We start from the raw sequence: 22,805 nt of genomic DNA, 5'->3' as shown, positions 1-22,805 counted from the left end.
GGGTTACCAAGGAAGGTAGCCTGTTAAGGATTATCTTGCGACCCCTCGGGCGAAAACCAACCCCGCCGCTGCCTCTATCGGGTTCCCGTTGACGTCATGCCCGGCGCGAGACGAGCGCCAGCAACGGTCGTCTCAGGCCAGATAGCGGCGGAACCACTCGATCGTTCGGGACCAGGCGAGCTCGGCGGCCTGTTCGTCGTAGCGCGGCGTCGAGTCGTTATGAAAGCCGTGATTGACGCCGGGATAGATGTAAGCCTCGTAGACCTTGTCGTTGGCTTTCAGCGCTGCCTCGTAGGCGGACCAACCCTCGTTGATGCGCGTGTCGAGCTCGGCGTAGTGGATCAGCAGCGGCGCCTGGATTCGGGCCACGTCTTCGGGGGCGGGCTGACGACCGTAGAACGGCACGGCCGCGCCCAGCTCCGGATATGCCACGGCGGCGGCATTGGCAACGCCGCCGCCATAGCAGAAGCCGGTGATGCCGACCTTGCCGGTGGTGGCATCGTGCGCCATCAGAAACTCGATCGCCGCGAAGAAGTCGTTCATCAGCTTCTCGGGGTCGACCTGCTGCTGCAGTTCGCGCCCCTGGTCGTCGTTGCCGGGATAGCCACCGACGGAACTCAAGCCATCGGGCGCCAGCGCGACGAATCCCGCCTTGGCGACGCGGCGGGCAACATCCTCGATGTACGGGTTGAGACCACGGTTCTCGTGCGCGACCACCACGCCGGGAACGGGGCCATCCACGCCCGTGGGGCGCACCAGATACCCACGCACCTCGCCGTGGCCGTTGGGGGAGGGATAGATGACGTATTCGGGCAGAATGTCGGGGTCGGTGAACGGCACCTGCTCCGCCAGCGCATAATTCGGGCTCAACGCGGCGAGCATGGAGAGCGCCGCGGCGCCACCGACGATCTGGGCGGCACGGTCGAGGAAATCACGCCGCGTGATGCGGCCATGCGCGTAGTAGTCGTAGAGCTCGAGCAGTTGCGGCGGGAAGTCTTTCGCGGTGAGACGGCTCATCGGTTCGATCTCCGGTCGTTCCCCGGCACCGAATGGCGGGGCTCGACCTAATCTGGCACAGATTCGTGACGGCTCACAGTTTCCCGGCAGTCCCCGCCCGCCGTGCTCGTGGCAGCTTTCCCGTCGTGGCGCTAACCTGACCGAGACGACAATCCCGACTCGCTGCTTTCACGGAGCTTCCCATGACCGATCGCATCCTGGTGTTCTACGGTTCCTACCGATCCGACCGTGCCGGTATCCGCCTGGCCGACTATGCGGTGCGTACGCTCGCTGTCCGTGGTGTCGACGCCGAACTGATCGATGCCAGGGCGATCGATCTTCCCATGCTGGACCGCATGTACAAGGAGTATCCCGAGGGCGAGGCGCCGGAGGCGATGGAAGCCCTGGCCGGCAAGATTCTCGACGCCGACGGTTTCGTCTTCGTCACCGGCGAATACAACTGGGGCATGCAGCCGGGACTCAAGAACCTGACCGATCACTTCCTGGAAGAGTGGTTCTGGCGGCCGGCCGGGATCGTCAGCTACTCGGCCGGCCGCCTCGGTGGCGCCCATGCCAACATGGCCTGGCGCGGCACGCTGGCCGAGATGGGCATGGTGGTGATCTCCAGCACGGTCGCCGTCGGGCAGATCGGCAAGACGCTGGATGAAAGCGGCACGCCCCTCGGCGATGCCGGCGCTTCCTTCGAGCGTGCTTTCGACCGGTTTGCCGACGACCTGGCCTGGTGGACCGAGGCGGGCAAACGTCAGCGCACGCATCGCGCACCGCCCTTCTAGAGCCCGTCATTCTAGCGTCCGCTCTGCTGGATCTAGAGCCCCCTGCCCCACCGACGCGCTACACTAGGTGCTGTCTGAAAAGTCGACGAACGAAGGCCAGGCAAGGCAAAAATCGGCGAAAGCGGACCGGGCTGGCGCTCCAGCCGATTTTTAACGCCGCATGGGCGAGCGCAGTACTTTTCAGACAGTGCCTAGAGGGCTGCACTCGCCCGTGGCAACGGGCGACGCCGACCAGGGATCCCGGCCGGCTTCGGCTTCATGGACAAGGAACCTTCGAACTTCGCATGACGACGACTTTTCCCACAACACCTGTCTCCACAACGACGGTTTCTACAGCAATTGTTTCCGCAACGGTCATCTCCAAAACGACCGTCTCCTCAATGACCGTCTCCACAACGACCTTGCCCACGATAGTCGTGCCCTGCCGCGGGCCGGCCCGCGCGCCATGAGCGATACCCGCCTCTTCCGCTCGCTGCGGCTCTACAACTATCGGGTCTGGGCTATCGGCGCGCTGGTCTCCAATATCGGCACCTGGATGCAGCGCGTCGCCCAGGACTGGCTGGTGTTGACCATTCTCACCGACCACAACGCCAGCGCCGTGGGCATCACCATGGCGCTGCAGTTCGGCCCGCAACTGTTGCTGTTGCCGTTTACCGGCTACGCGGCGGATCGCTTCGACCGCCGCCGGCTGATCATGCTGACCCAGGCGCTGCTGGGCCTGCTGGCGCTGGGGCTCGGCCTGGTCACGGTGACCGGCGTGGTGACGCTGTGGCAGGTCTATGCGTTCGCGCTCGGTCTCGGCTGCGTGACCGCCTTCGACGGCCCTGCCCGCCAGGTATTCGTCAACGATCTGGTCGGCGAGCGCTATCTCGCCAACGCGGTCGCCCTCAACTCGACCTCGTTCAACAGCGCACGGATGATCGGCCCGGCGGTGGCCGGCGTGCTGATCGCCGCGATCGGCACCGGCTGGGTCTTCCTCGTCAACGCGGCCTCCTTCGCGGCGGTGCTCGGTTCGCTGTTCCTGCTGCGGACCGATCAGCTCTACACGTCGCTCAAGTCGGGCCGGCGCGCCGGCGGCCTGCTGGAAGGCTTTCGTTACGTGTGGAGACGCCCCGACCTGAAAGCGATGATGGTCATGCTGTTTCTGATTGGCACCTTCGGTTTCAACTTCCCGATCTATATCTCCACCATGTCGGTCACCATCTTCCACGGCGGCGCCGACCAGTACGGCCTTCTGACCTCGGCACTGGCGATCGGCTCGGTCGGCGGCGCGCTCCTGGCTGCCCGTCGCGAACGACCCACCCTGCCGCTGCTGGCGATGTCGACGCTCGCCTTCGGCGTCTTCTGCATGCTGGCCGGCGTCGCGCCCCATGTCATCGTGTTCGCCGCGATGCTGACGATGACCGGGTTCTCGGCGCTGACCTTCAACACGGCGTCCAACGCGCTGATGCAGTTGACCACCGATCCCGCCATGCGCGGCCGCGTGATGGCGCTGCGGATGGCGGTGATCATGGGGGGCACGCCGCTCGGCGCCCCGATCGTCGGCTGGCTGGCCGACCATGCGGGGCCGCGCTGGGCGATGATGGTGGCCGCCGCCTCCGGCCTGATCGCGGCGGCCGTGGCCGCGCGGCTGATACTGCACGAAAGGCGGCGTCAGGCATCCCCTGGCTAGCGGCGCCTCATCGGGAGGCAGGCGTGCTCTCCCGGCGCATCGTCATGCCGGACATGCCGGGGGCCTGCTCGCGCATCAGCTCGATGAAGCGACGCAGACGCGGCGGGTAGTCGTCGGCGTAGGGATACACCAGATAGACCGGCAGCGGCGACGCATACCAGCTCGGCACCAGCTGGATCAGCCGCCCCTCTTCCAGATCGTCGGCAACCCGCCAGGCCGAGACGATGGCGGCGCCGAAGCCGGAAACCGCGAGCCGGCGGATGGCCGCCAGGTTGTCGGTGCTCACCCGCGGGGCAATGGCGAAGTGCTGCTCGCGACCGTCGACGGCGTGTGTCAGCGAGACGCGATCGCGGTAGAAGGTGCGCAGCGCCAGCCAGGGTAGCGAAGCCACGGCATCGATATCGTCGATCTCGATCCCGGCCACCACTTCCGGCGCGGCCACCACGATACGCGGCACCTCCGCTACGGGCACGGCGACGACCGCCGGGTCCTCTACCTTGCCGACACGAATCACGCAGTCGATGCCTTCGGCAATGAAGTCCGGATAGCGATCGTGCAGCAGCCACTCGACGCTGACCTCCGGGCAGTCTCGAAGGTAGGATTCGAGCAGTTCCAGCAGCTGCTCCTGGCCGAAGGCATGCGGCACCAGCACGCGCAGCCTGCCACGCGGCGTCTCGGTCAATCCCTGGAGATCCTGGGCCATCGAGTCCCAGCGCTCGCAAACGCCCTGGGCATGGCGAAAGCAGCGCTCGCCGTCATCGGTCAGGCTGAGACGATGGGTCGAGCGTTGCACCAGCCGCAGCCCCAGCATGCTCTCCAGCGCCTTGAGCCGCCGGCTGACGGTGGGCTGGCTCACATCCAGGCGCTGGGCGGCGGCGGACAGGCTGCCGGTTTCGACGATACGCATGAAGGTCTGCAACAGTTCGAGGCGATCGGCGGAGCCGAAGCGGGCGTCATCCATGGCGTGTCATTCATCCTGTGCATAGGCGTTGTGCGAAGCACGCTACTACACGCGATGGTCATACACCATCAGAATGCACGGCATCTCAAACCCCGCATTCAGGAACTTGTCATGAACAGTGCCTCCTCAAGCGCGACGGCGCCACCCGCGCTACCCCGCCGGCTGATACTACTGCTGGCGACCAGCGCCGGGCTCAGCGTCGCCTCGCTCTACTATGTGCAGCCGCTGCTCGGCATTCTGGCGGCGGATATCGACATCGATGCCCGCACGGCCGGCCTGATCCCGACGCTGACCCAGCTCGGCTACGCCCTGGGCATTCTGCTGCTGATCCCGCTGGGCGACCGGGTGGATCGCCGCCGCCTGATCGTGATCAAGGCCATTCTGCTGGCCCTGGCACTGCTGGCGACCGCGCTGGCACCGTCGATCACCACCCTGCTGGTCGCGAGCCTCGCCGTCGGCCTGACCGCGACCATCGCGCAGGACATCGTGCCCGCCGCCGCCGTGCTGGCCGCCGATCGCGAGCGCGGCAAGGTCGTCGGCACCGTCATGACCGGCCTGCTGCTGGGCATTCTGCTGTCGCGTGTCGTCAGCGGCCTGGTCGCCGAAGCGTTCGGCTGGCGCGCCATGTTCTTCATTGCCATGGGGCTGATCGTGCTCATCAGCGTAGCGTTGTGGCGCGGACTGCCCCGGTTCGAACCGACCTCCCGGCTCAGCTATCGCGCCCTGCTGGCGACGCTGTACCACCTGTGGCGCGATCAGCCGGAACTGCGCCGCGCCGCCACGGCGCAGGCGCTGCTCTCGGTCGCTTTCAGTGCGTTCTGGTCGACACTCTCGATTCATCTGCTCGAGAGCTACCAGCTCGGTAGCGCGGTCTCCGGCGCGTTCGGACTGGCTGGCGCCGCCGGTGCGCTCGCTGCGCCGCTTGCCGGGCGCATGGCCGATCGACGCGGCCCGCATCAGGTCACGCGGATCGGCAGCGCGATCGTGGTGCTCTCCTTCCTGGCGATGGCGGCCGAATCCTGGCTTTCCCCACCGATGGCACTGGGGCTAATCGTGATCGGCGCGCTGGGGTTCGATTTCGGCATACAGGCCACGCTCGTCTCCCACCAGACCTTGATCTACGGGCTCGATCCCGCCGCCCGCAGCCGTCTCAACGCGGTGATGTTCACGCTGATCTTCATCGGCATGGCGGCGGGTTCCGCACTGGGAAGTCTGCTGCTCGGTGCGTGGGGCTGGCCGGGCGTGATCGCGCTGGCAACGGTATCGGCGCTGGGCGCGTTCCTGATCCGCCTGCTCGACCGGACGCCGACGCTGGCTGCGCAGCGCTGACGCTCACAACGCGGCAGCAGGCCACTGGGCGCCATCGGCTTCGTACCGGCGGCGGCTCGGCATCTCCTTCTCCGGGGATCAGGCGTCACACCATGCCGCCGTTGGCGCGCAGGATCTGGCCATTGATCCAGCGGCCCTGCGGCCCGGCCAGAAACGAGACGACGCCGGCGATTTCTTCCGGTTGACCCAGGCGTTCGAACGGCGCCAGGTTGGCGATCGACTGGATCTGCTCCTCGCTCTTGCCCTCGAAGAAAAGCTCGGTGCCCACCGGCCCCGGCGCCACGGCGTTGACGGCGATATCGCGGCCGCGAAGCTCGTTGGCCAGCACTTTCACCAGCCCTTCGACACCCGCCTTGCTGGCGATATAGGCGCCATACCCCGGGAAAGACTTGCCCAGCACCGAGGAGGACAATGCGATGATGCGACCGCCTTCGCCCAGGGTCTCGGCGGCTTTCGCCATCACCAGCCAGCTGCCGCGCAGGTTGATCTCGAGCGTCCGATCGAGAATCGCGACGTTGTCGCTGGTCATCTTCGCCATCTGCATCATGCCGGCGTTGTTGACCACGACATCGAGCCGGCCAAACGTCGCCAGCGTCTGCTCGAACAGGCGCACCACGGCGTCGCCATCGGCGATATCGGCCTGGACCGCCAGGGCGCGGCCGCCCTTGGCTTCGATATCCGCCACGACCTCCTCGGCCAGTGCCGTGTTGCCGGCGTAGTTGACCACCACGGCAAAGCCGTCGGCGGCCAGTTGCAGGGCGATGGCGCGGCCGATGCCGCGAGAGGCGCCGGTAACCAGCGCGACTTTCTGTTCAGTACTCGTCATGGGTTGACTCCTTGTCTAATTCGATGGATCGGCAGGTGCGAAGCGAGTGCCCGGCGAGCAATGCCTTGTCGTCGCCTCCACCAGGCCAGCGAGAGGCAGTATTGGCATTTCCTTGAGCTGAACGAATCAACTGTAGCGTGAACCTCAGCCGGACGCCGGTCCGGCGCGGCGCCATTCGTCCATCAGGTCATCCAGCTCCTCGAAGAAGCTTTCCAGCACCAGGTTGGGCGGGCGGCCCTTGCGGGTGATCAGGCAGTAGCTCGTCTCGTAGCCGAAAACGTCGGGACAGAGCTGCTTCATCTCGCCCTGCTCTACCCAGCGTTGGGCGAAATGGGTCGGCAGGAAGCCGATGTAGCTGCCCGTCAGCACCAGGAAGGCGACGCCTTCCCGATCGGTGGCCGACGCCATCGGCTTGAGGCTTTCGTACGCCTTCCGGATCTCCGGCGTCTGGGCGTAGGACGGCACGACGGCGTCGTATTCGGCGATTCGATCGGGCGCGGTGGGTCGATCCCGGAACAGGGGATGCCGGCTGCTGCAGTAGAGTGCTGACTGCTCTTCGTAGAGCGGCACGTAATCGAGGCCGGAGATCGCTTTGAGCCTGGGCACGGCGCCGGTGTGCAGGCTGCCTTCGAGAACCGCCATCTCGATATCGCCGGGAGGCGCCATGCGGATGTTGATGTGCACCTTGTCGCCCCTCGCCTTGAGGGCTCTCAACGCCTCCGTGATGTGCATGTTGGGCATGGTGACGAGGTTGTCGGTGATGCCGATGTTGAGCTCGCCGGTCAATTGGGAGTGCAGCCCGTTGACGCGGGTGCGGAAGTCCTCCACCGCCGCCAGCAACTGCATGGTGGCGTCGAAGACCGCCTGCCCCTCGCTGGTCAGCCGAAAGCCGCTGCGGCCTCGCTGGCAGAGCCGCATGGAGAGCCGCGCCTCCAGGTCGCTCATCGCCATGCTGATGGCGGCCCGGCTGATGTTGAGATCGACCTCCGCCGAGGAGAAGCCGCCGCATTCGACCACCTTGCGGAAAATGCGCAGCAGCCGCAGATCGACGTCTCCCAGCTGCCCCATCAGCGTTATCTTGCGTTGATTCATCAAGGCCCTCGCCCTCGTCACTGCCCGCTGCTTACCACTCAGCCCACGCCGCCGGAAACGGCCGATAAAGTTAAGCATTCGCTTTAGTGAAATTAAGCATACCGGGATTGTTTGACGCTATCCCCCTGGCTCACTCTTGGGCAAAGGCCGGCCGGGTCATCGCTCGGCGTCGCGCCGTTTCCGAGATTTCCATCGTCGATTGACGAACAAGAGTTTCCATCGTCGATTGACGAACAAGAGGATCGATTTCCCATGTCCGAGCAACTGACTCACTTCGTCGACGGCAAGCGTGCCGCACTGGACTCGACGCGCACCAGTCCGATTTTCAACCCGTCCACCGGCCAGCAGTCCGGCGAGGTTCTGCTGGCATCGAAAGCCGATGCCGAGCGGGTCATCGCCTCGTCGCAGGCCGCGTTCGAGCAGTGGTCGGCGTTCTCCCCGCTCAAGCGCGCCCGGGTGCTGTTCAAGTACAAGTCGCTGCTGGAAACCCATGCCGACGAACTGGCCCGGCTGATTGCGCAGGAGCACGGCAAGGTGCTCTCGGACGCCAGGGGCGAGCTGACCCGCGGCCTCGAGGTGGTCGAATTCGCGTGCGGCATGCCGCATCTGCAGAAAGGCGAGCACTCGCTCAATGTCGGCCCCGGCATCGATTCGTATTCGATGATGCAGCCGCTGGGCGTGTGCGTCGGCATCACGCCGTTCAACTTCCCCGCCATGGTGCCGCTGTGGATGTTTCCGATCGCCATCGCGGCGGGTAACACCTTCGTGCTCAAGCCCTCGGAAAAGGACCCGTCTTCCACCCTGCGCATCGCGGAGCTGTTCAGCGAAGCCGGCCTGCCCGACGGCGTGCTCAACGTCGTCAACGGCGACAAGGAAGCCGTCGATACGCTGCTGACCGACCCGCGGGTCCAGGCCGTCAGTTTCGTGGGTTCCACGCCCATCGCCGAGTACGTCTACGCCACCGCCTCGGCCCACGGCAAGCGGGTACAGGCGCTCGGCGGGGCCAAGAACCACATGGTGATCATGCCGGATGCGGATCTCGATCAGGCTGCGGACGCCCTGATGGGCGCAGCCTACGGCAGCGCCGGCGAACGCTGCATGGCGATCTCGGTCGCCATGCCGGTGGGCGAAAAGACGGCGGAGGCGCTGCGCGAGAAGATTCTCTCCCGACTGGACGAGCTGCGGGTGGGCGAAAGCATCACCGATGGCCCGGATCACGACATGGGGCCGCTGGTCTCCCGCCAGCATCTGGAGAAGGTCAGCGGCTACATCGAACAGGGCGTCAAGGAAGGCGCCGAACTGGTGCGGGACGGCCGTCGTCTCGATCACGGCACGGACGGCTTCTTCATCGGCGGCACCCTGTTCGACCACGTCAAGCCCGGCATGCGCATCTACGACGAGGAGATCTTCGGCCCGGTGCTCGTCATCGCCCGCGCCGAGAGCTTCGATGCCGCGGTGAAGATGGTCAACGATCACGAGTTCGGCAACGGCACCGCCATCTTCACCCGGGACGGCGACAGCGCCCGCCAGTATTGCGAGCGGATTCAGGTCGGCATGGTCGGCGTCAACGTGCCGATCCCGGTGCCCATGGCGTTCCACAGTTTCGGCGGCTGGAAGCGCTCGCTGTTCGGCGCGCTGCATGTCCACGGCGCGGACGGCGTGCGCTTCTATACCCGCATGAAGACCGTCACCGCCCGCTGGCCATCCGGGCTGCGCGAGGCCACCAATCAGTACGCCATGCCCACTCTCTGATACGGCGATCCGATCATGACCAACCGCGACACTTCACGAACCGGAACGGTGAACAACGACCACGTCAGGGCGCTGGACCGCGCCGGCGTCTTCCACTCCTGGTCCGCCCAGGGTGCGCTCCAGCCGATGGTGTTCAAGGGTGGCGAGGGGTGCCGCCTGTGGGACTACGACGGCCGCGACTATCTCGACTTCTCGAGCCAGCTGGTCAATACCAACATCGGCCACCAGCATCCCCGCGTGATCGAGGCGATCAAGGCCCAGGCCGACGAGCTCGCCACCATCGCCCCTGCTCATGCCAACCTGGCCCGGGGCCGCGCCGCCCGGAAGATTCTCGACCTGGCTCCGGCCGGATTCAGCAAGGTGTTCTTCACCAACGCCGGCGCCGATGCCAACGAGAACGCCATCCGCATGGCACGCGCCGTGACCGGCCGGGAGAAGATCCTCTCCGCCTACCGCTCCTACCACGGCGGCACGGGGTCGGCGATCGCCGCGACCGGCGATTTTCGCCGCGTTCCCAACGAGTTCTCTCGCGGCCACGTCCGGTTCTTCAACCCCTTTCTCTACCGCAGCGAGTTCTGGGCCGGTAACGAAGAGGAGGAATGCCAGCGTGCGCTGCACCATCTCCGGCGCGTCATCGAGTGCGAAGGACCGGCGAGCATCGCCGGCCTGCTGCTGGAAACTATCCCCGGCACTGCGGGCGTTCTGGTGCCGCCGCGAGGATATCTCAAGGGCGTCCGCGCGCTGGCCGACGAGTTCGGCATCGTGCTGATTCTGGACGAAGTGATGGCAGGCTTCGGCCGCACCGGCAAATGGCTGGCGCTGGAGCATTTCGGCGTGGTGCCGGATCTGATCACCTTCGCCAAGGGCGTCAACTCGGGATACGTCCCGGCTGGCGGCGTGATCATCAACGAGCGTATCGCCAGCCACTTCGACGAGGAGATGTTCTACGGCGGGCTGACCTACTCCGGGCATCCGCTGGCGATGGCCGCGATCTGCGCCACGCTCGAGGTGATGGAACAGGAAGACGTGGTGGGCAACGCGGCCAGTATCGGCGAATCCGTGCTGACGCCGGGGCTGGAGCGGCTTCGGGACAAGCACGACATCATCGGTGAAGTGCGTGGCCTGGGCGTCTTTCACGCCATCGAACTCGTCGAGAGCAGGCAGAGCCGCGCCCCACTGCCGGCCGCCGAAGTCGCCCGGCTCAAGCAGGCGATGATCGACCGGGGGCTGCTGCCGTTCGTGGTCGCCAACCGCATTCATGTGGTGCCGCCGTGCATCATCAGCCCGAGCGAAGCCCGGCAGGGGCTCGAGATCATCGACGAGGCGCTGGCGGGATGAACACCGGCAGTCTAGCCGGCCGGTTCTGGCAACAGTTTCCACGCCACCTCGACGAACCGGGTCACGCCGGCGTCGCGGAAGTTGAGCGACGACTGAAGCACGTCCTTTCTCGATAGCGTTTCGAGCGTGTAGCGAGTGGCGTAGTGCTGCTCGATTTCGGCGGGCAGCACGGGAAACGGCGGGCCGTCCTTCTCGGCGGGGTCGTATTCGAAGGTGATCAACAGCTGCGGCGCGGCGCCGGCCAGCGCCAGAATCTGCTCGGCATAGCCGGGGCGCATGGCGGACGGCAACGCCACCAGCGCGGCTCGATCGTAGATCATGTCGACCGGGCCCAGTTCGGCGGCGGTCAATGCGAAGATATCGCCCTGAAAGACGGTCAGCCCCGCATGCTGCCAACGCTGGCCACCGCGCCACTCATCGATCGACGGTTCGACGCCGAGCGACTCGAACAGCTGCGCCACCGCGATCTCGCTCAACTCCGCCCCGACGACGCGATGGCCTTGCTCGAGCAGCCAGCCGATATCCAGCGTCTTGCCGCACAGCGGCAGAAAGATGCGTGCGTTGGCCGCCAGCCCGAACCCCGCCAGGTTGCGCTTGAGAATGGGGTGTACAAAGGCGAGATGAAAGCCGAGCTGGTCGTTCTCCCATCGCGCCTGCCAGAATTCGTGTTTCATGCCGTCATCCTCATCGCTCTAAACTATCGCCGCTCGAATCTATCTTCACTCGATCTATCTTCACTCGAATGCATCGCCGCTCGAATTCATCGCCTGGGCTCGTTTCGTTTGCCCCAGTGTTCTTGCACCGTCTGCTCTTGCTCTCTTGTGCCGCTTGCGTCCTCGTGCCGTTCGTCCTCGTGCTTCGTTGCCCTGGCGGCGCCGCAGATTCGACGTCACCAGCGCCGCATCCGCTCGAAGGCTTACTTCTTCTCTTCTTCGTCGGAACCGAACTTCGCCAGCGCGATCTGCATCCCCTGCACCAGGCAGTAGGTCACCCCTGCCAGAAAGGGCGCCATAACCCAGGGCAGCCATCCTCCCAGCATGCTGGCCGCGAACACGACGCCGAGACCGGCGCCCACCGAGAGGAAATCGGTGGCCGTCCCGACCAGCACCACGTAGGAGCGCTCGGAGTCGTCCGGCCCCTCCGCCTTGAGCAGGGTAACCAGCACGTTCAACAGCGATATGCCGGCAACCGCCGACAGGGCGAAGCCGACCAGTTCGAGCGAAGACGGCTTGCCGGCCGCCCCCGAGACGATGCCGTAGCTCACGGTGATCAGGATCGAGAAGCCAAAGGCCTGCGCATTGTCGCGCACCGAAATGCCCAGCCCATGTAGATAGATCTGCAGCCCCGATATCTCCTTATTGCCGCCGCGCTTTCCAGAGTTGCTCATGGCCGATACTCATGTGAGAGAGGCTTTATGTGAGAGAAACTGTAGGTAAGAGACGCTGTGAGGGAGCCGGGTCACCGGGGAAACCGATGACCGGCCTCTTATCTTAAGCCTCCCATCTTAAGCCTCCCATCTCGAGGCGTCGAAACGAGGCCAATCCCTGTCGACGAAAGACGTCGTGATCGAACGAAACCGTCAACGAACGAAACCCTCAACGAGCTGAACCGACAGCGAACGAACCCCGCCGTTTACTGGGACATTTCGCCGTCGTCTCCTGTCGCGTGGCCCCGGGCAATATCCCGGTGACTGATCACCACCACCTCCCTCGGCCACCATTCCGGGTGGTTGTCGCGAATGAACGTCAGCAGTTTTTCTCTGACACTCACTTCGGCGGCCCACCCCGAGAGCGGGTCGACCGTCATCAGGTAGCAGGTCACGGTCTGCGCCGGGCCGGTCTGGTCGGTCACGGCACAGAGCAGTTTGTGATGCTCGATGACGTTATCCTCCGCCTTGGCAAACTCGAGGAACTTCTCCCGCAACAGCGGGACATCCGCGCTCAGGTGTAGCGTGAGCACCACGCTCCGATACTCCTTGGTACTCTTGGAGGAAAGATTTTCGAAGGCTTTCGACGCGAAATAGGTGACCGGGACGATAAGGCGCCGCTCGTTCCAGAGTCGCAGCCGAATATGGGTATAGAAGATGCCTTCGACGTAGCACCACTGCCCTTCGAACATCACCAGATCGCCGACCCGTATCGGCTTCGCCAGCGACAGCTGGAACGACGACAGGATGTTGCCCAGCACGGCCTGCCCCGCCACGCCCACCAGCACCGCCAGCACGCTCGCCGATGCCAGAATCGACAGCCCCAGCGTCTCGAACAGCTGGATCTGTCCCAGCACGTAGATCGTGACCGCCGTCACCATGATCAGGATGATGATCCGACGCACCGCGTAGAGCGTGGTCAGCAGCTTGCGGTCGTCCTTGGGCTTGGAGTCGTCGATCTGCCCGGCGAGACGCCGCGTCATCTTCAGCATCATGGTATCGACCAGGCGCAGCGCGACGGCGCCGGTCCCCCAGGCCAGGATGGCGATCAGAACGACTCGCAGCGTCGTGGTCGCGACCGCCGAGAAGGAGACGACGTAATCGAGCAGCGCCTGGGTCAACAGCGACATGACGATGAGCGCCACCGGGCCGCGAATCTGGGTGGCGAAGATGCTCGGCGAGCCGGAAGGCAGCCAGCGGGTCATGACCTCGATCAGCCGATAGACCCCCTTGCCGATCAACCCCACCACCAGCAGCACCAGCGGAATGGCGATCCACTCCCAGACCCGCAACAGGCCGAAGGGCATCTTTAGGCTATCGGGAATGTGGCGCTCGAAAGCCGCCGGACCGTACTCCTCGTAGAGTGCCGGAATCGCGGCCACGCTCTCCGGCATGATCAGCCAGATCGGCTCCGCTTCCCCGACCCGATATCGCCCGAGGCGAATATCGTAGGCATCTCCGTCGGCCTCGAGGGAGGCCAGCTCGATGTCCCGGCGCGGCTCACCGGCGTAGGGCGACTTCCCGGTAGGGTCTTCGACGACGGCGTCCTGCCGGCCGGAGAGACGGGAAATGCGGATCGATTCGCCGCGCTGGAAAATCTCCGAAAGCTGACGGGCCAGCTCGGCACCCCGCTCGCGCTGTTCCGCCGGGGTCAGATCGGCGAGATTGAGGATATGCGCCGCCGCCTCGAAGTCGCCCCGGTCGGTCATGTCCCGAAACGTTCGCATCGACTCCCGCGGCGTCCTGAGAGCGACGGATTCCGGCGCCTCGCCAAGCCCGGTGTTCAACGAATCCAGGGGATACCAATCCTGCTCGCCACTTTCTTCCTGCGCCTGCGCCAGACACAGGCTGGAAACCAGCCCAATCGTTGCGGCCAGCAGCCACCGCCGCCATGCGTCCATTCTTTTCATCCGTGCTTCACCGGTCCAGTGGATCGTCCTTGTATACCATCCGGGGGATCATGCCGCCTCTGCCGGAGTGCGTCTTTCATCCGAATCAAGCGTCTATCATTCGAATCAAGACAACTCGTGCGAATCAAGACAGCAGACGGATATCGGAGTCGGCTATCCGGCCGAGGTTCCCTTACCCTCCCGCCGTCATGACACGGCAAGCGCCGTTTGTGGCCACTGGATGGGGGGACGACTTCGCCCTCTCATCATAGTCCGGCGGAGCGACGGCGGCCGCTGAAAGCCAGCGGCGTCATCGTTTGGGTGAAGACGCGCCACGTCGTCTAGACTCCAGCCACGGGGACAGCATGTCCACATCGGGATGACGCTCTCGTTACCGGAAGACTTTCCCGTTGCCAAGGAGATTCGCCCGATCGAGGACGATGCTGGAGCGAACCTCACGACTCAACCGCAAAAGGAGCTTGCCGTGTCTGCCACCGCCACTGCCGAACGACCGATCCGGAGCGGGCCGAACCCGCTTCATGGAATGTTGCTTGCCGGCGCCTTTCCGCTCTTCCTGGGTGCCGCGTTGAGCGATTACGCCTACTCCACGACCTTCAACATCCAGTGGACCCATTTTTCCTCCTGGCTGATTGCCGGCGGCCTCGTGTTCAGCGGCTTCGCCCTGATCTGCGCGCTCATCGGCATATTCCGCCCTGCAGGTAGCCGCGGATTGTCCATCTTCTACTTCTTGCTGCTGCTCGTGACCTGGATCCTGGGTTTCATCAACGCGTTGATTCACGCCAGGGACGCCTGGGCCGCGATGCCCATGGGCTTTACGCTTTCGATCGTCGTTGCCGTACTCGCCTTCGCCGCGATCTGGATCGGATTCACCAGCCGCAAGACCGGAGGTCAGTCATGACATTGACTCGCATGCGCTACGCCGCGCCACTCTCGCTGCTCCTGCTCGCCGGTGGTGCCACCGCCGCCGAAGAGAACCCGCAGTACGGCCCCAATCCCGATCTGCCGGAGCCGCAGCGCGGCCTGCTGCCCAACATGGCCGTGCCCGAGCAGGCACCGTGGGGCGACCTGAAGCCCACGGTCCCCGACGGCTACACGATCACCGCCATCGCCACCGACCTGAAAGTGCCGCGCCAGACGCTGGTGCTGCCCAACGGCGACATCCTGGTGGCGGAAGGCAAGGGTGGCGGCAACGCCCCGAAGTCGCGGCCGAAGGATTTCATCGCCGGCATCATCAAGTCGAAAGGCACCACCTCGGTCCAGGGCGGCAATCGGCTCACCCTGCTGCGCGATGGCGACGGTGACGGCACGTTCGAAGAGCAGACGGTGTTCGCCGAGAACCTCAACGCCCCCTATGGCCTCGCCCTGGTGGACGACGAGCTCTACGTCGCCAACCAGGATTCGCTCGTCCGCTTCGACTATCAGGAAGGCCAGACCGAAGCCAGCGGCCCGCCGGAACTGGTCACGCCGCTGCCCGCGGAGATCAATCACCACTGGACCAAAGCACTCACTGCCAGCGCGGATGGCGACTATCTCTACGTCGGGATTGGCTCCAACAGCAACATCACCGAGCGCGGCATGGCGGCGGAAGTGGATCGTGCGGAGATTTGGGAGGTCGATGCCGAGACCGGCGCACATCGCGCCTACGCCACCGGCGTGCGCAACCCCACCGCGCTGACCATCCAGCCGGAGACGGACCAGCTCTGGGCCGTGGTGAACGAACGCGACGAACTGGGGCCGAACCTGGTGCCCGACTACCTCACCTCGATTCAGGAAGGCGGCTTCTATGGCTGGCCGTACAGCTACTGGGGCCAGCACGTCGACCCGCGGGTGAAGCCGGAGAACCCCGAGCGAGTGGAATCGGCGATCTCCCCCGACTACAGCCTCGGCTCGCACCGCGCGCCGCTCGGCGTCGACTTCTCCAACGAGGCCGTGGGCGGCGAGTTCACCAATGGCGTCTTCGTCGGCGAGCACGGCAGTTGGAACCGTTCGGACCTCGCCGGCTACAAGGTCGTCTTCGTTCCGTTCGAGAACGGCCAGCCCACCGGCGATCCGGTCGACTTCGTGTCCGGCTTCCTGACCGACGACGGCAAGACTCGCGGCCGCCCTGTCGGCGTCACCGTCGCCCCGGATGGCTCGGTGATCGTCGCCGACGACATGACCAATGCGGTCTGGCGGGTGACGCGGGATGACGCAGATTCGTCGCAGGCCATGAGCGACGATCCATCCCCGACCTCAACGGGCGATGCTGCTTCGCCTGAAGGCGAATCCGCGATGTCTGGCGATGAATCCGCCACAGCCGAGGACGGCGCTGCCACATCGGACGACGCCGCCGCCACTTCCGGCGACGAGCCAACCGCAACCGAGGGCGAGACCAACACCTCTCCCTGAACATGGTCGGCACGGCATAGCGTCATGCAACGATGGCGCCACGCAATGCCCCGATGGATTTCTCCATCGGGGCATTTTTTTCATCACTCGCGGACGCTAGTTCAAAAGAATAGCCCGATGTTGGCCCGTTGCCTCGAACGCAGCGTAAAACCAGGGTGTCTATCCCAAAGGCCCTAGCCAGAGCGCCTGTCCAGAGGGGCTATTCCAGAGGGGCTATCCAAAAAGGTCTATTCAGAGATTCTATCCGCCGCAGCGTTCATTCGACAGTGAGTACGATCTTGCCCTGGACATGGCCCTGGGCGGCACGTTCGTGGGCCTTGCGAGCGTCGGCAAGCGAGTAGGTGCTGTCCACGACGACGCGGATCGACCCGTCGTCGAGCAAACGCCCCGCTTCCTTCAACTGGGCTCCGCTCGAGCGGACCTGGGTTGCCGAGACCGTGACGCCCAGCGTCATGGCTTCCTCGGCGCCGTCGAAACCCAGCGGGTAGATCGGGAACAAGGCGCCGCCGCGCTTCAGCGTGCGCAGGAAACGACCGGTGGTCGGGCCGCCAAGGGTGTCGATGACGAGATCGATGTCGTGAGCGACATCTTCGGGTGGCGTGCTGGCGTAATCGATGAATTCGTCAGCCCCGAGTTCACGCAACAATGACTCATGCCTGCCAGAGGCCACGGCGATGACGTGCGCGCCCTTCAACTTCGCGATCTGCACCGCAAAGTGCCCTACCCCGCCTGCAGCCCCGTTGATGAGCACCGTCTTGCCTTCGAGCGGCACCGGCTGATGCCGGTTCGCTTGAAGCGGATTGGATTCATCGTGACCCAGTTCGACCATGAACTGCCACGCGGTGAGCAGCGACATCGGCGCACCGGCGGCCTGCACGTGATCGATGCCGGCCGGCTTGAGCGCGACTTCCGACACCGGCACGCTGACGTATTCGGCATAGGCCCTGCTTCCCCCGAACATGCCGTCGGGAAAGCGAACCATTGAATACACCTCATCACCAACGGAGAGGTTCTTGATATCGTCGGCGACCGCCGCGACGACGCCCGAAACATCCGTTCCCAGAATGAGCGGGAAATCCACCTGCGGCTGCCATTCGGGCGGCAGCGACTTGTAGCCCTCGCGCAGATACCAGTCGGGCGGATTGAGGCCGACCGCGTGAACGCGAACGAGTACTTCGCCCGCCTGTAAGCCGCCGATAATCATTGATGGAATCGCACCAGAATATCTTTCACCGACTCCACTCTGGAATCCGTCATGATCGAACTTCTGAGCGATAAGATATGGGCGTTCACATGAGCCCGGTAGGACGCGTGATCGCCGATGACGGCATGAGGAATCCAGAAGGCTTCGATGATATCGAAGCGCTCATCGAAGATGACTGCAACCAGCACATCGAAGTCATTCGATGCATAGTTTCGGATCGCGCTTAGCTGCCATGTCTTGTCACCTGGCGTGACGCGTCGCCCTTTTATTTGAACTCGCAGCTCATCATCAATCCCAGCTTTTCTGACTCCATCGTATCCCGCTTTCGAATTCGTCTGGAGTTCGAGCCGGAAGGCACGGGCCACCAGCCATTCCGTATAATCGCCCAAGGGATTGTTATTCGTCCTGACGATATTTCTCGTCCTGAGCTCATCCGTTGCCGATGCCAGCAACTGTAGAAGCTCTTTAACCGTCAGGTTCATTAACTCCATTGCACGACCTTTATCAACCAGCACAAACGGCGGGATTAAACGTTGGCATTCGAATTCTTTACAGCCGGTGACTTTATCACCGGCCTGGAGATTAAGGCGCTGCTGATTTGGCTCATCTCTTCGAGCCAAAGGCCGGCCCAGTCTTCCGGATGACATGCACGTGAAGCCCCCCAGTGACCTGCCACGGGATTTTTCCTCCATCGTCAACTAGAGTCCGACCTAACCAGAGGACGGACCATGAAACGCGCGAGATTCACCGAAGAACAGATCATCGGCATCCTGGCCGAGCACGAGGCAGGGGCGAAGTGTGCTGACCTGTGCCGCAAGCACGGCATGTCGGAGGGCACCTTCTACAACTGGAAAGCTAGGTTCGGTGGCATGACCGTGTCGGAAGCCAAACGGCTGAAAACGCTCGAGGACGAGAATGCCAGGCTGAAGAAGCTACTCGCCGAGCAGATGCTCGACCTATCGGCGATGAAGGAACTGGTCTCAAAAAAGTGGTGACGCCCGCCGAGAAGCGTGACGCCGTCTCGCATCTGAAGCGATTGCTCGGGTTCTCCGAGCGCCGGGCCTGTCGGTTGGTCGGAGCGGATCGCAGGATGGTCCGCTACGTTCCTCGCCGCGTCTCGGATACGGCACTGCGTGATCGGTTGCGGGAGCTGGCCAACGAGCGTCGTCGGTTCGGCTATCGGCGCCTCTTCGTCCTGCTGCGTCGCGAGGGCGAACTCTCCGGCATCAATCGTATCTATCGGCTCTACCGTGAGGAAGGATTGACGGTGCGCAAGCGAAAAGCTCGGCGCAAGGCGATCGGTACCCGAGCGCCCATTCTGGTCGAAGCGCGCGCCAATGCGAGATGGTCACTGGACTTCGTTCATGATCAGCTGGTGTGCGGACAACGCTTCCGGGTTCTCAACATCGTCGATGACGTCACACGGGAATGCCTTGCCGCGATCCCCGACACCTCGATATCGGGGCGACGCGTGGCGCGGGAATTGACGGCATTGATCGAGCGGAGAGGCAAGCCCGACATGATCGTCTCGGACAACGGCACGGAGCTGACATCGAATGCGATCCTGCGCTGGTGCGCCGAGCACCGGATCGCGTGGCACTACATCGCACCGGGCAAGCCCATGCAGAATGGCTTCGTGGAAAGCTTCAATGGTCGGATGCGCGATGAGCTTCTCAACGAAACCCTGTTCCATAACCTGGCTCAGGCAAGAGTCGTTATCTCAGCCTGGGCTGATGACTACAACACCGAGCGACCGCACTCGGCGCTGAGCTATAAAACGCCAGCCGCCTATGCGCGGGCACTCAAAGGCGTGCCCATTGGCACGAAGACTGATCGGACTCCAATAGCCGTTGGATGAAAGTTCGGTGGCAGGTCAACCAGGAGAGCCCGGAATCGGGAGGCATCGGCACCGGCGCAACGCTGCTCAAATACCCCTCGTCCACTGACCATGTCGCTTCATTGGCGGTATTCCGGGGCAAGGTCTGCTGCTGCCCGGCAAGTCGTTCGGGATACAGGATCAGCCCGTCTTGATCTACGATCAGCACCTGCATGTCGGGACTCGTGCTGGCCCGCCACACGGCAGATTCGACTATCGCAGTCACCCAGCTCCAGTGGGCATGCGCGCCCAGCACACCGATGACCTCGCCCTCGTCATTGGTGATCGGCGCGGCAAAATCAATGAAGCGCAGGGGCTCGCCGTTGGCATTGGGCGGCAGCAATTTGGCCAGCAGCAGAGCTTCATGAGGATCCCCCGTGTAGGGGCCGCGCAATCCGGCCTGAAACCAGGGGCGGGCTTCGACCGACTGACCAAGCAATGAGCCATTGACGGCCTGGCGCACCCGGCCGTCAGTATCGGCAACGCCCATCCAGGCATATTCGGCGCGGGACCGACTGCGCAGCTCCATCGACCGCAATATGCCGGAATCGTCCAGATCGCCCCGCACCAAAAGAGGATTGAGTCAAGGCCGGGTTGTCATGCAGGCAGTTTGGCTGCAAGCAGTTCGACCTTCTCGATATTGGGCGGAGAACTGAGCAAGGTCGCGGCGTTGGCCATCAAGGCCGCGGCGATCTGGCCGTTCAGATGTGCCTGGCGACCTGCCTCATCGGCAAAGGCATCGAACACACCGAACGTCGAAGGGCCAAACTTCAATGCGAACCAGGCAGTGGTGCCGGACTCTGCGTTGGCGAGTGGCAGTGCGCTGGCCAGGAAGTCGGCAAGCGCAGCCTCCTGGCCGGGTTTGGCTTCGAGGCGAACAAACAGGGCGAGCTTGGTCATGCTGTAATCCTTGGGGTAAATGGAAAAGTGGGTGAAGGGATCGACGAGACAGCAGCCTAAGTCTTCATGATAGACATCTCTATAGGCAATAATGACAACATTGATATCATTGTTGCCATGAAAATCCACATCCTTGTTTGTGATGGCGTGTTTGATCTGGGGCTTGCGGCCCTGACTGACACCCTTGGCTTGGCCAACGCAATGGCGGGCTCGCTGCCACAGGCTCCCGCGCCCATCGAGATCACGCTGGTGGCCGTGCGGCGTCGCATCCGGACTGCGCAAGGCTTGACGGTCCCCGTGGTCACTGCGCGTGGTGTGCCAGAACCAGACGTCGTGCTCGTGCCCGCGTTTGGTGACAAGATGCCTGACACGCTCTCGGCTCGGCTCACACGCCCCGACGTGCCCGATGCGGTCGCCGCGCTACAGCTGTGGTCCACCGCTGGCGCGCACCTTGGTGCCGCCTGCTCCGGTAGTTTCTTACTTGCAGAGAGTGGCCTGCTTGATGGGCATCGTGCGACGACGTCATGGTGGCTGGGGCCGATGTTTCGGCAGCGCTATCCGAACGTCACGTTGGACGAGTCACGCATGATCGTGAACTCGACACGCTTCACTACCGCGGGTGCCGCTTTGGCCCACGTTGACTTGGCCTTGCACATCATCCGGGGGCGCAGTCCGGCGCTGGCGGCCCTGGTGGCACGCTATCTGCTGGTCGAGGCACGCAGTTCGCAAGCCGAGTTCGTGATTCCCGACCACCTTGCGCATGCCGACCCAATGGTGGAGCGCTTCGAGAGCTGGGCCAGACGTCGGCTCGCGCAGGGGTTCTCGCTGGCGGAGGCGGCCAGCGCCGCGGGCACAAGCGAGCGCACCTTGGCGCGGCGGCTGCAAAGCGTTTTGGGCAAGACACCACTGTCGTATTTCCAGGACCTGCGCGTGGAGCATGCCGTCCATCTCTTGCGCACCGGAAACGCCAGCGTCGACCAGGTCGCCACACAGGTCGGGTATTCGGATGGGGCGACCCTGCGGGCCCTGCTGCGCCGCAAGCTGGGCCGGGGTGTCAGGGAGTTGCGACGCGGCGGATGACCAGAGGCGTTTGGTATATGTACGGCTGGAGACCGCCGCGAAACTGACGCCGGCCAAAAGGCGCATTTGGACAAACTGACAAAACTACTGCCCGCCACGGCGCGCAAGCTCCAGTTTGACCCTGGACAAAGTTTTGCTGGCAATGCCGTAGTTGAGCAAATCAATGATTGAGCAACGCTGTGCCCTGACGATGCGGCGGCTCACCGTCCCCGCGCTAGCTGACAGAGCAATTCTGCCGACAGCATGGGGGAGCAGCTACTTTTTCAACAGAGTCGGCCAATAGCGGTCATCAGGGCTGGCTTGAGTCGGGGCCGAAGGATTACGCTCTCAGCCCCATAATTGCTGGTCAGACAGTTACCACGATCTTGCCGATCTGCTGATTGGCTTCAAGGAAACGATGGGCATCCTGGATGTCGCTAAGTGCGAATGTCTTTGCGATGATCGGGCGCAACGCGCCGGACTTCAACCCTTGCAGAATAAAAGCCTTCGCTCTCTCCAGGGCTTCAGGGTCGGCCACAATCTCTGCGTAGAGATAACCCTTCAAAGTCAGGCTTTTGCCCAGCACGGTAAACAGTGGAAATGGTGTCGGTTCAGAGCTGAGTGCGCCGTACACCAGCAAAATTCCGCCCCGCGCCATGCTCTGCGTGAGAGGTTCGAAGGACGGCCCGCCTACAGGATCAAATACAACGCGAGCGCCTTGACCGGCAGTTATCGTCATAACACGCTCGACGATATCCTCTTCATCGCTGACGATGACATGCGCAGCGCCTGCATCAAGCAGGGCTTGCTTCTTCGCGTGAGTTCGAGTGATCGCAATCGATGTGGCGCCGACCATTCGAGCTATTTGGAAGGCGGCCAAGCCAACACTGCTTGACGCGGCGGTAACGATGACAAAATCGCCCTGCCGTAGCTTCGCCTGTTCAATCAATGCTCCCCAGGCGGTGACGTACTGCATCCAAGACGCCGCAGCCTCTTCAAAGGACAAGTTCTCAGGGCTCTTTACCACCAGGTGGGCTGGTACATTGGCCAACTCGCCGTAGGTGCCCCAGCGAGCAATATCCAAAGGTGGGATCAGAGCGACCGAGTCACCAATAGTGATCTCGGTTACGTCGCTCCCAACTGCCGTTACGATGCCTGCGGCCTCGTAGCCTAAGCGGCTGGGGAACTCCGCTTCTTGTAGGTATGCGTGATTGCGGAACATCACTTCGGCTCGGTTCAAGCCAATAGCTTTAACCCCGGCTTATTCATGAGGCCGGCCCGA

21 protein-coding genes are annotated in these 22,805 nt (G+C 63.6%); 9 read left to right on the top strand and 12 right to left on the bottom strand.

Annotation, left to right across the window (positions count from 1 at the left end; genetic code table 11):
- Nucleotides 1-132: 132 nt before the first annotated feature.
- Nucleotides 133-1,017, bottom strand: coding sequence for a YghX family hydrolase (gene yghX, locus CCD76_RS04555; protein WP_087718359.1), 885 nt, complete (start codon nucleotides 1,015-1,017; stop codon nucleotides 133-135).
- A 182-nt stretch (nucleotides 1,018-1,199) separates the two neighbouring features.
- Between yghX and CCD76_RS04550 the strand changes: the two genes are divergently transcribed.
- Both CCD76_RS04550 and CCD76_RS04545 read left to right on the top strand, forming a co-directional pair.
- Nucleotides 1,200-1,790, top strand: coding sequence for an NADPH-dependent FMN reductase (locus CCD76_RS04550; RefSeq protein ID WP_087718358.1), 591 nt, complete (start codon nucleotides 1,200-1,202; stop codon nucleotides 1,788-1,790).
- A 445-nt stretch (nucleotides 1,791-2,235) separates the two neighbouring features.
- Entirely contained in the window at nucleotides 2,236-3,462 is a 1,227-nt protein-coding gene (locus CCD76_RS04545; RefSeq protein WP_087718357.1) for an MFS transporter, read from the top strand.
- A 7-nt stretch (nucleotides 3,463-3,469) separates the two neighbouring features.
- Here CCD76_RS04545 and CCD76_RS04540 read toward each other — a convergent pair whose 3' ends face one another.
- Nucleotides 3,470-4,423 (bottom strand): LysR family transcriptional regulator, encoded by a 954-nt coding sequence (locus CCD76_RS04540; RefSeq protein WP_087718356.1) that lies wholly within the window; start codon nucleotides 4,421-4,423, stop codon nucleotides 3,470-3,472.
- Nucleotides 4,424-4,534: 111 nt separating this feature from the next.
- Between CCD76_RS04540 and CCD76_RS04535 the strand changes: the two genes are divergently transcribed.
- Nucleotides 4,535-5,752, top strand: a complete 1,218-nt coding sequence (locus CCD76_RS04535) for an MFS transporter (protein WP_087718355.1) — start codon at nucleotides 4,535-4,537, stop codon at nucleotides 5,750-5,752.
- A gap of 85 nt (nucleotides 5,753-5,837) precedes the next feature.
- On the opposite strand, the gene CCD76_RS04530 is transcribed toward CCD76_RS04535, so the two are convergent.
- Complete coding sequence (locus CCD76_RS04530; RefSeq protein ID WP_087718354.1) at nucleotides 5,838-6,578, bottom strand: SDR family oxidoreductase; 741 nt, start codon at nucleotides 6,576-6,578, stop codon at nucleotides 5,838-5,840.
- Between the two features lie 144 nt (nucleotides 6,579-6,722).
- Nucleotides 6,723-7,670 (bottom strand): LysR family transcriptional regulator, encoded by a 948-nt coding sequence (locus CCD76_RS04525; protein ID WP_087718353.1) that lies wholly within the window; start codon nucleotides 7,668-7,670, stop codon nucleotides 6,723-6,725.
- A gap of 252 nt (nucleotides 7,671-7,922) precedes the next feature.
- On the opposite strand from CCD76_RS04525, the gene CCD76_RS04520 reads away from it, so the two are divergent.
- Both CCD76_RS04520 and CCD76_RS04515 read left to right on the top strand, forming a co-directional pair.
- Complete coding sequence (locus tag CCD76_RS04520; RefSeq protein WP_087718352.1) at nucleotides 7,923-9,422, top strand: CoA-acylating methylmalonate-semialdehyde dehydrogenase; 1,500 nt, start codon at nucleotides 7,923-7,925, stop codon at nucleotides 9,420-9,422.
- Between the two features lie 15 nt (nucleotides 9,423-9,437).
- A complete protein-coding gene (locus CCD76_RS04515; protein ID WP_087718351.1) occupies nucleotides 9,438-10,760 on the top strand; it encodes an aspartate aminotransferase family protein in 1,323 nt (440 codons plus the stop codon).
- Between the two features lie 11 nt (nucleotides 10,761-10,771).
- Here CCD76_RS04515 and tmpT read toward each other — a convergent pair whose 3' ends face one another.
- The 3 genes from tmpT to CCD76_RS04500 form a co-directional block, all read right to left on the bottom strand.
- Complete coding sequence (tmpT, locus tag CCD76_RS04510; RefSeq protein ID WP_087718350.1) at nucleotides 10,772-11,434, bottom strand: thiopurine S-methyltransferase; 663 nt, start codon at nucleotides 11,432-11,434, stop codon at nucleotides 10,772-10,774.
- A 242-nt stretch (nucleotides 11,435-11,676) separates the two neighbouring features.
- Nucleotides 11,677-12,147 carry a hypothetical protein gene (locus CCD76_RS04505; RefSeq protein ID WP_087718349.1) on the bottom strand — a complete coding sequence of 157 codons (471 nt, stop codon included), beginning with the start codon at nucleotides 12,145-12,147 and terminating at the stop codon, nucleotides 11,677-11,679.
- Nucleotides 12,148-12,392: 245 nt separating this feature from the next.
- Nucleotides 12,393-14,096, bottom strand: coding sequence for a mechanosensitive ion channel family protein (locus CCD76_RS04500; RefSeq protein ID WP_087718348.1), 1,704 nt, complete (start codon nucleotides 14,094-14,096; stop codon nucleotides 12,393-12,395).
- A 463-nt stretch (nucleotides 14,097-14,559) separates the two neighbouring features.
- Between CCD76_RS04500 and CCD76_RS04495 the strand changes: the two genes are divergently transcribed.
- Together CCD76_RS04495 and CCD76_RS04490 are read left to right on the top strand one after the other, a co-directional pair.
- A complete protein-coding gene (locus tag CCD76_RS04495; protein ID WP_256961105.1) occupies nucleotides 14,560-14,994 on the top strand; it encodes a DUF2231 domain-containing protein in 435 nt (144 codons plus the stop codon).
- Nucleotides 14,991-16,484, top strand: coding sequence for a PQQ-dependent sugar dehydrogenase (locus tag CCD76_RS04490; RefSeq protein WP_087718347.1), 1,494 nt, complete (start codon nucleotides 14,991-14,993; stop codon nucleotides 16,482-16,484). The genes CCD76_RS04495 and CCD76_RS04490 overlap by 4 nt, the downstream gene beginning before the upstream one ends.
- 256 nt (nucleotides 16,485-16,740) lie before the next feature.
- Here the strand turns inward: CCD76_RS04490 and CCD76_RS04485 are convergent, their stop codons facing one another.
- Nucleotides 16,741-17,688, bottom strand: a complete 948-nt coding sequence (locus CCD76_RS04485; RefSeq protein WP_087718346.1) for an NADP-dependent oxidoreductase — start codon at nucleotides 17,686-17,688, stop codon at nucleotides 16,741-16,743.
- On the bottom strand, nucleotides 17,685-18,335 hold the full coding sequence (locus CCD76_RS04480; protein WP_239496081.1) for a hypothetical protein: 651 nt from the start codon (nucleotides 18,333-18,335) through the stop codon (nucleotides 17,685-17,687). The genes CCD76_RS04485 and CCD76_RS04480 overlap by 4 nt, the downstream gene beginning before the upstream one ends.
- An 81-nt stretch (nucleotides 18,336-18,416) precedes the next feature.
- On the opposite strand from CCD76_RS04480, the gene CCD76_RS04475 reads away from it, so the two are divergent.
- Nucleotides 18,417-19,546 (top strand): IS3 family transposase gene (locus CCD76_RS04475; RefSeq protein ID WP_087718344.1). Its coding sequence is split into 2 segments (ribosomal slippage): nucleotides 18,417-18,669 and nucleotides 18,669-19,546, totalling 1,131 coding nucleotides; the frame shifts between segments, so codons are not numbered across the junction.
- On the opposite strand, the gene CCD76_RS04470 is transcribed toward CCD76_RS04475, so the two are convergent.
- Both CCD76_RS04470 and CCD76_RS04465 read right to left on the bottom strand, forming a co-directional pair.
- A complete protein-coding gene (locus CCD76_RS04470; protein WP_179208844.1) occupies nucleotides 19,491-20,093 on the bottom strand; it encodes a cache domain-containing protein in 603 nt (200 codons plus the stop codon). The genes CCD76_RS04475 and CCD76_RS04470 overlap by 56 nt on opposite strands.
- Nucleotides 20,094-20,161: 68 nt before the next feature.
- Complete coding sequence (locus tag CCD76_RS04465; RefSeq protein ID WP_007182542.1) at nucleotides 20,162-20,464, bottom strand: putative quinol monooxygenase; 303 nt, start codon at nucleotides 20,462-20,464, stop codon at nucleotides 20,162-20,164.
- 66 nt (nucleotides 20,465-20,530) lie between these two features.
- Here CCD76_RS04465 and CCD76_RS04460 point away from each other — a divergent pair, with 66 nt between their 5' ends.
- Nucleotides 20,531-21,544, top strand: a complete 1,014-nt coding sequence (locus tag CCD76_RS04460; RefSeq protein WP_179208843.1) for a GlxA family transcriptional regulator — start codon at nucleotides 20,531-20,533, stop codon at nucleotides 21,542-21,544.
- A gap of 346 nt (nucleotides 21,545-21,890) precedes the next feature.
- On the opposite strand, the gene CCD76_RS04455 is transcribed toward CCD76_RS04460, so the two are convergent.
- Nucleotides 21,891-22,769 (bottom strand): zinc-dependent alcohol dehydrogenase family protein, encoded by an 879-nt coding sequence (locus CCD76_RS04455; RefSeq protein ID WP_256961121.1) that lies wholly within the window; start codon nucleotides 22,767-22,769, stop codon nucleotides 21,891-21,893.
- Between the last annotated feature and the right edge of the window lie 36 nt (nucleotides 22,770-22,805).

This window comes from Salinicola salarius (assembly GCF_002179555.1).
In the GTDB taxonomy this organism is placed as follows: Bacteria; Pseudomonadota; Gammaproteobacteria; order Pseudomonadales; family Halomonadaceae; genus Salinicola; species Salinicola salarius_A.
The sequence above is the reverse complement of the archived record's forward strand: the minus strand, read 5'-3'. Positions and strand labels throughout refer to the sequence as shown.

What these genes read in the sequence shown, in the direction of transcription:
- yghX (WP_087718359.1), bottom strand. Translation starts at nt 1,017, where the DNA reads ATGAGCCGTCTCACCGCGAAAGACTTCCCGCCGCAACTGCTCGAGCTC.
- CCD76_RS04550 (WP_087718358.1), top strand. Translation starts at nt 1,200, where the DNA reads ATGACCGATCGCATCCTGGTGTTCTACGGTTCCTACCGATCCGACCGT.
- CCD76_RS04545 (WP_087718357.1), top strand. Translation starts at nt 2,236, where the DNA reads ATGAGCGATACCCGCCTCTTCCGCTCGCTGCGGCTCTACAACTATCGG.
- CCD76_RS04540 (WP_087718356.1), bottom strand. Translation starts at nt 4,423, where the DNA reads ATGGATGACGCCCGCTTCGGCTCCGCCGATCGCCTCGAACTGTTGCAG.
- CCD76_RS04535 (WP_087718355.1), top strand. Translation starts at nt 4,535, where the DNA reads ATGAACAGTGCCTCCTCAAGCGCGACGGCGCCACCCGCGCTACCCCGC.
- CCD76_RS04530 (WP_087718354.1), bottom strand. Translation starts at nt 6,578, where the DNA reads ATGACGAGTACTGAACAGAAAGTCGCGCTGGTTACCGGCGCCTCTCGC.
- CCD76_RS04525 (WP_087718353.1), bottom strand. Translation starts at nt 7,670, where the DNA reads ATGAATCAACGCAAGATAACGCTGATGGGGCAGCTGGGAGACGTCGAT.
- CCD76_RS04520 (WP_087718352.1), top strand. Translation starts at nt 7,923, where the DNA reads ATGTCCGAGCAACTGACTCACTTCGTCGACGGCAAGCGTGCCGCACTG.
- CCD76_RS04515 (WP_087718351.1), top strand. Translation starts at nt 9,438, where the DNA reads ATGACCAACCGCGACACTTCACGAACCGGAACGGTGAACAACGACCAC.
- tmpT (WP_087718350.1), bottom strand. Translation starts at nt 11,434, where the DNA reads ATGAAACACGAATTCTGGCAGGCGCGATGGGAGAACGACCAGCTCGGC.
- CCD76_RS04505 (WP_087718349.1), bottom strand. Translation starts at nt 12,147, where the DNA reads ATGAGCAACTCTGGAAAGCGCGGCGGCAATAAGGAGATATCGGGGCTG.
- CCD76_RS04500 (WP_087718348.1), bottom strand. Translation starts at nt 14,096, where the DNA reads ATGAAAAGAATGGACGCATGGCGGCGGTGGCTGCTGGCCGCAACGATT.
- CCD76_RS04490 (WP_087718347.1), top strand. Translation starts at nt 14,991, where the DNA reads ATGACATTGACTCGCATGCGCTACGCCGCGCCACTCTCGCTGCTCCTG.
- CCD76_RS04485 (WP_087718346.1), bottom strand. Translation starts at nt 17,688, where the DNA reads ATGATTATCGGCGGCTTACAGGCGGGCGAAGTACTCGTTCGCGTTCAC.
- CCD76_RS04480 (WP_239496081.1), bottom strand. Translation starts at nt 18,335, where the DNA reads ATGTCATCCGGAAGACTGGGCCGGCCTTTGGCTCGAAGAGATGAGCCA.
- CCD76_RS04470 (WP_179208844.1), bottom strand. Translation starts at nt 20,093, where the DNA reads ATGGAGCTGCGCAGTCGGTCCCGCGCCGAATATGCCTGGATGGGCGTT.
- CCD76_RS04465 (WP_007182542.1), bottom strand. Translation starts at nt 20,464, where the DNA reads ATGACCAAGCTCGCCCTGTTTGTTCGCCTCGAAGCCAAACCCGGCCAG.
- CCD76_RS04460 (WP_179208843.1), top strand. Translation starts at nt 20,531, where the DNA reads ATGATAGACATCTCTATAGGCAATAATGACAACATTGATATCATTGTT.